Source organism: Caballeronia sp. GAFFF2 (assembly GCF_023631485.1).
GTDB lineage: Bacteria > Pseudomonadota > Gammaproteobacteria > Burkholderiales > Burkholderiaceae > Caballeronia.
Genome location: NZ_JALQDA010000013.1, coordinates 17175 through 27331, shown reverse-complemented (window position 1 = coordinate 27331; position 10157 = coordinate 17175). Strand labels below are relative to the sequence as shown.

10 protein-coding genes are annotated in these 10157 nt (G+C 62.0%); 6 read left to right on the top strand and 4 right to left on the bottom strand.

Annotated elements, in window-relative coordinates; genetic code table 11:
• The first annotated feature begins 328 nt into the window (after window positions 1-328).
• The 3 genes from imuA to NCT04_RS08995 are packed head-to-tail and all read left to right on the top strand — an operon-like array spanning window position 329 to window position 6210.
• Complete coding sequence (imuA, locus tag NCT04_RS09005; RefSeq protein WP_244825443.1) at window positions 329-1192, top strand: translesion DNA synthesis-associated protein ImuA; 864 nt, start codon at window positions 329-331, stop codon at window positions 1190-1192.
• Window positions 1077-2729 (top strand): Y-family DNA polymerase, encoded by a 1653-nt coding sequence (locus NCT04_RS09000; RefSeq protein ID WP_250465103.1) that lies wholly within the window; start codon window positions 1077-1079, stop codon window positions 2727-2729. The genes imuA and NCT04_RS09000 overlap by 116 nt, the downstream gene beginning before the upstream one ends.
• Window positions 2730-2736: 7 nt before the next feature.
• The gene (locus tag NCT04_RS08995; RefSeq protein ID WP_250465101.1) at window positions 2737-6210 is read left to right on the top strand and encodes an error-prone DNA polymerase; all 3474 of its coding nucleotides are present in this window, start codon (window positions 2737-2739) and stop codon (window positions 6208-6210) included.
• Here NCT04_RS08995 and NCT04_RS08990 read toward each other — a convergent pair.
• Together NCT04_RS08990 and NCT04_RS08985 are read right to left on the bottom strand one after the other, a co-directional pair.
• Window positions 6204-7139 carry a dTDP-4-dehydrorhamnose reductase family protein gene (locus NCT04_RS08990; RefSeq protein WP_250465099.1) on the bottom strand — a complete coding sequence of 312 codons (936 nt, stop codon included), beginning with the start codon at window positions 7137-7139 and terminating at the stop codon, window positions 6204-6206. The genes NCT04_RS08995 and NCT04_RS08990 overlap by 7 nt on opposite strands.
• Window positions 7136-7342 carry a heavy-metal-associated domain-containing protein gene (locus tag NCT04_RS08985; protein WP_250465097.1) on the bottom strand — a complete coding sequence of 69 codons (207 nt, stop codon included), beginning with the start codon at window positions 7340-7342 and terminating at the stop codon, window positions 7136-7138. Before NCT04_RS08985 ends, NCT04_RS08990 begins: the two co-directional genes overlap by 4 nt.
• 101 nt (window positions 7343-7443) lie before the next feature.
• On the opposite strand from NCT04_RS08985, the gene cueR reads away from it, so the two are divergent.
• Window positions 7444-7881 carry a Cu(I)-responsive transcriptional regulator gene (cueR, locus tag NCT04_RS08980; RefSeq protein ID WP_250465095.1) on the top strand — a complete coding sequence of 146 codons (438 nt, stop codon included), beginning with the start codon at window positions 7444-7446 and terminating at the stop codon, window positions 7879-7881.
• A gap of 173 nt (window positions 7882-8054) precedes the next feature.
• Window positions 8055-8201, top strand: a complete 147-nt coding sequence (locus NCT04_RS08975) for a DUF3563 family protein (protein ID WP_244825434.1) — start codon at window positions 8055-8057, stop codon at window positions 8199-8201.
• Between the two features lie 89 nt (window positions 8202-8290).
• On the opposite strand, the gene copM is transcribed toward NCT04_RS08975, so the two are convergent.
• Window positions 8291-8689: a CopM family metallochaperone gene (gene copM, locus NCT04_RS08970; protein WP_250465093.1), complete on the bottom strand. Its 399-nt coding sequence runs from the start codon at window positions 8687-8689 to the stop codon at window positions 8291-8293.
• Window positions 8690-8789: 100 nt separating this feature from the next.
• Between copM and NCT04_RS08965 the strand changes: the two genes are divergently transcribed.
• The gene (locus NCT04_RS08965) at window positions 8790-9161 is read left to right on the top strand and encodes a hypothetical protein (protein WP_250465091.1); all 372 of its coding nucleotides are present in this window, start codon (window positions 8790-8792) and stop codon (window positions 9159-9161) included.
• An 11-nt stretch (window positions 9162-9172) separates the two neighbouring features.
• Here NCT04_RS08965 and NCT04_RS08960 read toward each other — a convergent pair whose 3' ends face one another.
• Complete coding sequence (locus NCT04_RS08960) at window positions 9173-10018, bottom strand: 23S rRNA (adenine(2030)-N(6))-methyltransferase RlmJ (protein WP_244825431.1); 846 nt, start codon at window positions 10016-10018, stop codon at window positions 9173-9175.
• Window positions 10019-10157: the final 139 nt, after the last annotated feature.

Genomic DNA, 10157 nt, shown 5'->3' with positions numbered 1-10157 from the left:
TGATAGTGCGGATCTCCCGTGTGAAAGTAGGTAATCGTCAGGCTCCTCATGCAGCAACAAAAACCCCACCCCCAAACAGGTGGGGTTTTTGCGTTTCTGCGGCGTTTTGGCGCGCAAAAAAGTCTTGCTTACATCACGACGCAAGCACCAAATCCCCATCCAAAAAACATTCAAATCCCCTCCAGTCGTCCGTCTCAAGCCCGTCTAAAACTCACATCGACCGTTTACCTCGTCGCCTCGAAATACTGTATAAATATACAGTACAAAAGGGTTGCCGAATGCTCTGGGCATGAGCAGGCTCTTGCATTCGGGTGGACGGGGAAGACTCATGGGTGCAGCACTTTCACTGCTCGATATCGGGCTGACATCGCGCCTGCAGCAGCAGCTTTGGCAAGGCGAGCAGGTCGGCGTGTCGGACGCGGGTGTCGTTTCGAGTGGCTATCGGGCGCTCGATCTGGTCTTGCCAAATACCGGCTGGATGGCTGGCGCCGTCACTGAATTGCTTATCGAAGAATGCGGGGTCGGCGAGGTCAGGCTGCTCGCGCGTTCGCTTCGTGAGTTGGTGACGAAAAGAGGCCGCACCGTCATCTTCGTAGCGCCTCCCTGGATGCCCAATCCAGCAGCGTTCCGGTCGATGAACATCGCGCCGGGCAAGCTGGTCTGGGTCAAAGCGCCCGAGGATCAGGTGCTATGGGCGGCCGAGCAATCGCTCAAACAGGATGGCAGCGGCGCGGTCTTGATCTGGCTGCCCAAGGCGCGGCCCGATGCGCTGCGTCGTTTGCAAGTGGCCGCTCAGGAATCGCAGTCGCTGGTGTTTCTGTTCCGCCCGCTCGATGCCGCGAAGCAATCCTCCGCGGCACCATTGCGCATCGTCTGCAAACCGGTGCTGCCTGCGCACGCGCAGACAATGAATCGTCGCGAATGGATGCAGGTGGTCATGCTCGAAATCGACATCATCAAGCGGCGTGGTCCGTTGCTGGAAAAACCGCTGCAGTTGCGTTTGCCGCTGCAAATGCCGGCATTGCCTGAGCACATTCGTCGCGCGGATCAAGCCAGGAGAGCACGAGAGGTCAATCATGTTGTGGATAGCGGTGACATTGCCGCTTTTATCGCTCGAAGCAGTCAGGCCGCCATCGATGCCGTCGATCTCGACGAATTCGACCTCGCCTGGAACGGGCTCGATGCCCGATGAAGCGCTCGTCGGCAATTCGTTTGCGAACGCGGACGATTCCGGTCAGCCATGTTTTGCGCTCGCGGATCACGCGCGCATTCTGCTGCCCGATCTCGTCGCGTTCCGCCTCGGCGTGCGCCCGGGCAGCACGCGCTCGCATGCGTTCGCGCTCGCGCCGCGGCTCACTTTGCTTGCCGTCGATATCAGCGAAGAGCAGCGCGCGCTCGAAGCAGTGGCGTTGTCCTTGCTCGCGTTCACGCCGAAGGTCGTGCTTGCACATGCGAATACCGTGTTGCTGGAAGTCGGCGCGAGCATGCGGCTTTTCGGCGGCTTGCGCAGCCTCTTTGCAAAGGTGCGCTCCACGGTGAAAGATTGTGGCTTCACGTCCCGGATGGGCTGTGCGCCGACCGCGTGGGGCGCGTGGCTCCTTGCGCACGCGCGCACGCGACGAGTGGCGAAACGCGTTCGTATTGTGAAAGAGGCAACACTCGTGCGCGCGCTCGATGCCTTGCCGGTGTCTCTCGTGCCGTCGGCGGCATCGCATGGCAATGCGTTCGAGCAGATTGGTTGCGTGACGCTCGCCGACTTGCGTCGCTTGCCGCGCAAAGGCGTGGCGCGGCGTTTCGGGCAGGGCATTCTGCAATGGCTCGCGCAAGCTTACGGGCAGGCGCCCGATCCACGCGAAGCGTTTTGCGCGCCGGCATCGTTCGAGGCGAAACTCGAGTTGCAGGCGCGCGTCGAAAACGCCGATGCGCTGTTGTTTGCGGCACGCCGGCTCGTGTTGCAACTCGCCGGTTGGCTGAACGCGCATCACTCGGCGGTCAGCGAGTTTTCGCTTTTGCTCGAACATGAATTGGCGGCGCGCAACGCACCCAAGACATCGACGCTCAAGATTGCATGGGCTGTGCCGACGCGCGATGCCGAGCACATTCTCTGGCTGCTGCGCGAAAAGCTGAATCAGGCAACCTTGATCGCGCCGGTGATCGAGATGAAGCTTTTGGCCGACAAGGTCAGCGAGCACGAGCCGCCCGCCGATACGCTTTTCCCCATGCCGGGTTCCGATGCCGACTCGATGGCGCAGTTGCTGGAGCGTCTGAGCGCGCGACTCGGCGCGGAAAATGTCGTGCAATTGAGCGAGCGGGAGGATCATCGGCCGGAAGCGGCGGTGACGGTCGAAACGTATCAGCCTGAACGTAAGGCCAAGCCCAAGCGCGGAAAAAAGTCGCGCGCGAAAGAGGGCGTCGAAGCGCCGACGCCAGACGACACGGAAGAAGAAAGCGCGGAATCGTTCGAGCTTCCCGACCAAGCCGTGCCTTCGCAGCCGCGGCCATCGTGGATTCTCGAAACGCCGCAAAAGCTGATGTTGCGCAACGAGCGGCCGTTCTATCGTCGCGCGTTGAAGCTCATCAGCCGGACCGAGCGTATCGAAGCGGGCTGGTGGGACGGCAACGGCGTTCAACGCGATTACTACGTCGCCTCCGACGATCGCGGCCGCATGTTCTGGGTGTATCGCGAGCGTCTGACGGGCGACTGGTTTCTCCACGGTTTTTTCGGATGACGCCGCCATGGAAGATTTGAGCGACCTCATCGGCCTGGGCGGTGGCGACGGCAAAGGCAAGTTCTCCGGCGCGATGTCCGCGTCGGCGTTCTTGCCCGGCTACGCGGAACTGCATTGCCTGAGCAACTTCTCGTTCCTGCGCGGCGCTTCGCATCCGCAGGAACTGGCGGCCGCCGCGCTCGAACACGGCTATACCGCGCTAGCAATCACGGACGAATGTTCGCTTGCAGGCGTCGTGCGCGCGTACGGCGCGATCAAGGAGATCGAGACGCGGGCGCAAGCCGCAGCCGACGCGGCGCGAAAGGCCGGCGAGCCATCGCCCAAGCAGGCAACGTTGAAGCTGATAATCGGCAGTGAATTGCATCTCACCGATGCCAACGGCGAGCCGTTTTGCACGCTCATTGCGCTGGCGACCAATCGCGAGGGATACGGCAATTTGTCGGAGCTGATTTCGCTTGCGCGCTCGCGTTCGCCGAAGGGAACGTATCGGATCGGTCAGGAAGATTTCACGAATCCCGCCGCCACTCCGTCCGACTCGTTCGATGCCACCGATTTACGCGGCGATATCGCGCATCTGAAGCATCTGCCGCACTGTCTCTTGATTCTGGTTCCGCAACGCTCGGCCACGCTTGCCGATACGCTCGATCGCGCTCATTGGCTCGGAAGTTTCGCCGCTGGCCGCGCGTGGCTTGCGCTGGAGTTGTGGCAGGACGGCAGCGACGATGAACGTCTCGCTTCGTGCCGCGTGATTTCGAAGGCGAGCGGTTTGCCTCTCGTTGCGGCAAGCGGCGCGCTGATGCACGCGCGTTCGCGCAAGCCCTTGCAGGACACGTTGACGGCAATCCGCCTCAATCGTCCGCTGGCCGAATGCGGTTACGCGCTCGAAGCGAACGCGGAGCGGCATCTGCGTACACGCTTGCGCATCGGCGCGTTGTATCCGAAAGAAGCGATTGCCGAGACCTTGAAGGTCGCGAAGCGCTGCACCTTCGAGCTCGATGAATTGCGCTACGAATATCCCGAGGAACTCGTGCCGCCCGGCGAAACGCCAGGCAGTTATCTGCGCAAAAACGTGATCGCGGGCGCGCTCAAACGCTGGCCGAACGGATTGAGCGTGGAGACCATCGGGCAGATCGAAAAGGAGTTGGAACTCGTCGCGGACCTGAAGTACGAGAAGTATTTTCTGACGGTCTACGACATCGTCGCGTTCGCGCGCAGCCGGAAGATCCTGTGTCAGGGGCGCGGCTCGGCGGCCAATTCGATCATCTGTTATTGCCTTTACATCACGGAGATCAATCCGGTCGAGATGAGCATGCTGGTCGAGCGCTTCATTTCGCGCGCGCGTAACGAACCGCCGGATATCGATGTCGATTTCGAACATCAGCGGCGCGAGGAAGTCATCCAGTACATCTATCAGAAGTACGGGCGGCATCGCGCGTCGCTCGCGGCGTCGCTCACCACGTATCACACGAGGAGTGCGCTCAAGGATGTCGGCAAGGCGCTGGGACTGGATGCGTCGCTCATCGAACGTATCGGCAAGTCGCAGCAGTGGTGGGATGGTCCGTCCGCGGTGGCCGGTTATCTGAAGGAAGCGGGTTTCAACGAAGACTCGCACGTGACGAAGCATCTGATCCGGCTTACGCGCGAGTTGCGCGGCTTTCCGCGTCACTTGTCCCAGCACGTCGGCGGTTTCGTGATCGCGCGCGAACGCTTGTCGCGCCTCGTGCCGATTGAAAACGCCGCAATGAAGGATCGCTGCGTGATTCAGTGGGACAAGGACGACATCGATCAGCTCAAGCTGCTGAAGGTCGATGTGCTCGCGCTCGGCATGCTCTCCGCGATCCGGCGCGCGCTCGAATTCATCGCGCTGCGGCGTGGCGTGCCGGATTTCGGCATGACGCATGTGCGTCGCGAGGACAAGGCCGTCTACGAGATGTGCTGCCGCGCGGACACGGTCGGCGTGTTCCAGATCGAATCGCGCGCGCAGCAGAGCATGCTGCCGCGTCTTCGGCCCAACAAGTACTACGACCTCGTGATCGAAGTGGCGATCGTGCGGCCCGGTCCAATTCAGGGCGGCATGGTGCATCCATATCTGCGCCGCAAGCAAGGGCTCGAGGAAGCGGAGTATCCGAAGGAAGAACTGCGGCCCGTGCTCGAGCGTACACTCGGCGTGCCGATTTTCCAGGAACAGGTGATGAAGCTCGCGATGGTCGCCGCAGGCTATAGCGCGGAACAGGCCGATCAGCTACGCCGCGCGATGGCCGCATGGCGACGCGGCGGTCATCTGGAAAAGTATCAGGCCGATCTGATGACGAAGATGCTCGCGCGCGGCTACGAGGAAGAGTTCGCGGCGCGCGTGTGCAAGCAGATCGAGGGTTTCGGCGAATACGGTTTTCCCGAGAGTCATTCGGCGAGTTTCGCGCTGCTCGTCTATGTCAGCGCGTGGATCAAGCGCTACGAACCGGCGGCGTTTCTGGCCGGCTTGCTGAATAGCCAGCCGCTCGGCTTTTATTCGCCATCGCAACTCGTGCAGGACGCGCGGCGTCATGGCGTGCAGGTGTTCGCTCCGGATGTGTCGCTGAGCGACTGGGAATCGGTGCTGGAAATGCCGCCTGGCGATGGCGTGCGCGTCTTGCAGGATGCCGAAAAGCAGCGGCGGCGTCAGCAGTTCTACGGCACACCTTGCCCGGATCAGGTTTTTCGCAAGACCATGCGACGCGGCGCGCGCAAGCTCAAAAAGCGCGTCAGGCTCGGTGCCCAGGCGTACGGCGCGGGCGGTCCGGGCGTGCGCATCGGGCTGCAACTGATCAAGGGTTTTTCACAAGCGGCGGCCGAGCGGATCATGGCGGCGCGCGCTCAAGCACCATTCGTCGATGTCGACGATCTCACGCGTCGCGCGGCCCTGTCGCGTCGCGAACTCGAAGCGCTCGCGGCGGGCAATGCGCTGCAAAGCATCGCGGGACATCGGCGTCAGGCTTGGTGGGCGGTGACCGCGCAGCAGCGCGCGCCGGAATTGCTGCGCGATGCGCCGATGACCGAAGCGCCGCTCGCGTTGCCGGAAGCATCGGAAGGCCGCGAGATCGTCGACGACTACGCGAGTCTCGGGCTCACGCTCAATCGTCATCCGCTCGCCTTGCTGCGCGAGCGGCTCGCGCGCCAGCGTTTCAAAAGCGCCGCTGAACTCGGCGAGACTCGCAACGGCCGCTTCGTGCGGGCGTGCGGCATCGTCACGGTGCGGCAGCGGCCGGGCACGGCGAACGGCACGATCTTCCTGTCGCTCGAAGACGAAACCGGCTCGATCAACGTGATCGTCTGGCCGGGGCTCGTCGAGAAACAGCGCAAGGTGTTGCTGGGCGCGTCGCTGCTCGGCGTGCAAGGCGTCTGGCAAAAAGAAGGCGATGTGCGGCATCTGGTGGCGCAGCGGCTCGAAGACCATAGCGCGCTGCTTGGCCGGCTCGCCGCGCCGAGCCGCGACTTTCACTGAGCGTGCTCGGGATATCGAGCGAGCAGATGCGCGATCGCGGTATCGAAAGGCGTGCGCCGTCCAATGCCGAGCGCTTCGAGCCGCCCCGAATCGAGATGACAGTCGCGCGGGCGCGGTGTCGCGTCCGTGGGCGTGGTTTGAGCGACGAGCTTCGCGTCGAGTTGCAGTACTCGCGCGATGCGCTCGGCGATATCGAACTTGGTCATCGGCTCGTCGCCGGACCATTGCGCGATGCCCGAAATCGTCTCGCCTTGCGCGTGCTGTTCGAGCATGCCGCGGATTACCACGGCGACATCGGGCGTGTAGGTCGGATAGCGGGTCGCCCAGGCATCCATTGGTGCGGGCGCGTTCGCGGCATCGGCCGATCGGACGATGGCGGGCGTGAGGCTCGTCACCGCCGATTCACTCCAGTCGACAACCGGACCGTAGAGCAACGGCAGCCGCAGCACGCATGAAGCCGGATCGCACGCGAGTAGCGCGCGCTCGCCATCCAGCTTGCTATGGCCGTAGGCGTTGAGCGGCGCGGGCGCGTCGTCGGGAAAGTAGGGCGGCGAGGTGCCGTCGAACACGTAGTCGGTCGAGATCGACAATACCCAGGCGCCGAGCGCGCGGGCTTCGGTCGCGATTGTCTGCAAGGCATCGACGTTGAGCGCGCGGGCGAGAGCGGGATCGTTCTCGCACACATCCGGACGGCGCTCGGCCGCGGCGACCACGACGGCATTCGGCTTCTCGCTCCGCAGAAAGGCGCGCACGGCGTCGTGATCGCGAATATCGAGCGACACGCTGCCCGCATCGCCATGCCGATGCGTCGTGCGCACGACGCGCCAGTCATGCGCCTCGACCGCGTTTTTCAGCTCGGCGCCGACCGCCCGCCCCAGCAAACCCGACGCGCCGATGAGCGCAACGGTAAAGCGTTCGCTGGCGCTCATGCGGACGCGGCGCCTTTGACGGTGTAGCCGGCGTCGTCGATTGCGTCGATCAACGCCTCATTCGTCTGCGATGACTCGACTGTCACGCGGCCATGTTCGAGATCGACGCGCACTTGCGCTTGCGGATCGATTTCATGAATCGAGCGCGTCACGGCGGCGACGCAATGCTGGCAACTCATGCCCTGAACTTCGAACTCGGTCATTCCGGTTTCCTCGCTTGAAAATTGGATCGATGACAACATCGTATACCTTGCCATGATGGGAAGGTGTAGAGTCGATTTCAAGATTTTATGCGGAGCGAGAAATGAACATAGGTGAAGCGGCTAAGGCCTCGGGCGTGACGGCGAAGATGATCCGCTACTACGAGAGCGTCGGCTTGCTCAATCCGGTGGGACGAACGTCGTCGGGTTATCGCGCGTATGGAGCGCAGGAGGTTCATGCATTGCGGTTCGTCCGGCAGGCGCGCCGGCTTGGTTTCCTGGTGGAAGACATACGCAAATTACTGGCGCTATGGCAAGACCGCTCGCGTGCAAGCGCCGAAGTGAAGGCGATTGCAACGGAGCACGTCGCCGAACTGGACCGCCGGATCGATGAACTGACGAGCATGCGCGATACGCTCGTTCATCTTGCGAACCACTGTCATGGCGACGAGCGTCCTGATTGCCCCATTTTGGATCAGCTTGCGGAGTCATGCACCAACAGTGTGCTTTCGCTCACAGACGCTGTAAAAAAAACTGCTTGAAATCAGTCGGTTGAGTAGGACAAAAAAGACGCACCACTGCGTGACGAAATGCACAGTGTTCATGCATATAGCTACACTTTTTGAGATTCAAGCGCTATAATCCGGGTTATCACTTATGCGGGTAATCCCTGACCCGAAATGCCAGGGATCGTTGAAATCCTTGGAGAAACATCATGTTTGCAGTCCTGCTCGAAAAACTCAGCATCTGGTTTGAAACCGCCGAACAACGTCGCCGTGAAGAGTATCTGGCGCAATCCGCGGATATCGTTCAGCTCGAAATGCGCATCCGCTCGCTCGAATCGAACGGCTACAACGCTTAAGGCGCAGTAGCGCCGCACAAGGCGCCACGGCCATGCAAAAAGCCCCGCAACGCGGGGCTTTGTCGTTTTTGGCGCGCTGCTTGTTCCGCTTACTTCGTTTGCGGATGCGCCGCGAGCCACTGCTTCATGAAGCGGATTTCCTTTTCCTGTGCCGCAACGATGTCCTTCGCCAGCTTGCGCAGCTTCGCGTCCTTGCCGTACTTCAGCTCGACTTTCGCCATTTCCACCGCGCCTTCGTGATGCGGGATCATGTGCGCGACGAAATCGCGGTCGGCGTCGCCGCTGTACTGTATGTCGGACATGCCCGACATCATCGACTTGTCGGCGGCCTGAAAATCCGCTGTCGATGACGATCCCGCCGCGTTCGGCGTGGCTTCGGACATATGCATGCCGTGCATGGAGTCGTGAGCGGGCGCGGCCGTCTGCGCCATGGCGGTGGCGCTGCAAAGCGAGATGAGAAGGGCAAGCAGCGTTCTGGTCGATTGCATCGTATCTCCTGAGAAGGGCCGGTTGTGAGGCAAAACACCTAGCCTAAAGCTTGCCACCGGGGTAAGGTAAAGCGGTTTCGTCTACATAAAAGAGCGAGCGATGCGCAGCCATATCCACGACGCGACGAAGGCTTTCCGAAGCACGCAAAGCAATACGGCACGACGCGTTCGCGCGGCACTCGGCGCATGCCTTTGCGTCATTGCGCCACTGGCGTTCGGCACGCCGGGCGGCGAGCCGCTGGTGCTGGACACGCAAACGGGCATCCACAGCGGCGTGCCGGGGACCGTGCTTCAGACGGGGCCGCTAGGCGGGCCCGGCATGGTGCCCATGGCCACGCTGCCCGGACCGCCGCAGCAGGAACAGCCGCCTATCGTCGTTTCTCCGTACATCGACTATTCGTCGGGGCAAGCGACTGCGCCTGCGCAATCCAACGGCAGGCGGCACGGCAATTCCCGCACGCCTTATCCCTGAGTCGAGCAAGTTCAGGCCGCGCGGTGCTCCAGCTTGAACGATGCGTTCTTGTCTTCGCCGAGCGTATCGACGAGATATGGCAGCACTTGCTTGAGTTCGGCGGCGAGCGTATAGGGCGGATTCAAAATAAACATGCCGCTGCCGTAGAGCCCGAAGCCGTCTTCGGGCGGCTGCCTCACGGTCAATGCCGCATGCAGCCAGCCATTGGGTTGAATGGCCTTCAATTGCTCCGCGAAGCGTTGCGACTCCGGTCGCGCGACGATCGGATACCACACCGCGTAAGTGCCCGTCGCGAACCGCTTGAGCGATTCCTCAAGACAAGCGAGCGTGCGCGCGTAGTCGCGCTTGTCTTCGTATGACGGGTCGATCAGCACGAGCGCGCGGCGCGGCGGCGGCGGCAGAATGGCCTTGATGCCGTCGAAGCCATCGCCTTCGTAGATCATCGCGCGGCGGCCTGCATCGCGGAAGTTATGACGCAGCACGTCGATTTCCGTGCTGTGCAACTCGTACAAACGCATGCGGTCCTGTTCGCGCATGAGCCGCCACGCGAGATACGGCGAGCCAGGATAGAAGCGCAATTCACCATCGGCGTTCAGGGCCGTGACTTCATCGACATAATCGGCGATGAGCGGCGGCAAATCCGTGCGTTCCCACAGCCGCGCGATGCCGTTTTCATACTCGGCATTCTTCGCGGCGAAGCCCTCCGTCAGCGAGTAGACGCCGGCGCCCGCATGCGTGTCGATATACCAATACGATTTGTCTTTCTGGGCGAGATGGCGAAGCATCCGGACGACGAGTGCGTGCTTCAGCACGTCGGCGTGATTTCCCGCATGGAAGGCGTGGCGGTAACTGAGCATGGCGAAAGGCCCGCGGAGGGCAACAGGAAACGAGTTCAGGGCAAACGGCGCGGCACGTCCGGCATGCGCGAAGGGCACTCATTGTAGCCGAGCGTCGCTTCGTATTCGCTGCAGTGCGACACGCCGTTCATGCACAATA

Coding starts and splice junctions, on each gene's coding strand:
- imuA (WP_244825443.1), top strand. CDS start 329: ATGGGTGCAGCACTTTCACTGCTCGATATCGGGCTGACATCGCGCCTG.
- NCT04_RS09000 (WP_250465103.1), top strand. CDS start 1,077: ATGTTGTGGATAGCGGTGACATTGCCGCTTTTATCGCTCGAAGCAGTC.
- NCT04_RS08995 (WP_250465101.1), top strand. CDS start 2,737: ATGGAAGATTTGAGCGACCTCATCGGCCTGGGCGGTGGCGACGGCAAA.
- NCT04_RS08990 (WP_250465099.1), bottom strand. CDS start 7,139: ATGAGCGCCAGCGAACGCTTTACCGTTGCGCTCATCGGCGCGTCGGGT.
- NCT04_RS08985 (WP_250465097.1), bottom strand. CDS start 7,342: ATGACCGAGTTCGAAGTTCAGGGCATGAGTTGCCAGCATTGCGTCGCC.
- cueR (WP_250465095.1), top strand. CDS start 7,444: ATGAACATAGGTGAAGCGGCTAAGGCCTCGGGCGTGACGGCGAAGATG.
- NCT04_RS08975 (WP_244825434.1), top strand. CDS start 8,055: ATGTTTGCAGTCCTGCTCGAAAAACTCAGCATCTGGTTTGAAACCGCC.
- copM (WP_250465093.1), bottom strand. CDS start 8,689: ATGCAATCGACCAGAACGCTGCTTGCCCTTCTCATCTCGCTTTGCAGC.
- NCT04_RS08965 (WP_250465091.1), top strand. CDS start 8,790: ATGCGCAGCCATATCCACGACGCGACGAAGGCTTTCCGAAGCACGCAA.
- NCT04_RS08960 (WP_244825431.1), bottom strand. CDS start 10,018: ATGCTCAGTTACCGCCACGCCTTCCATGCGGGAAATCACGCCGACGTG.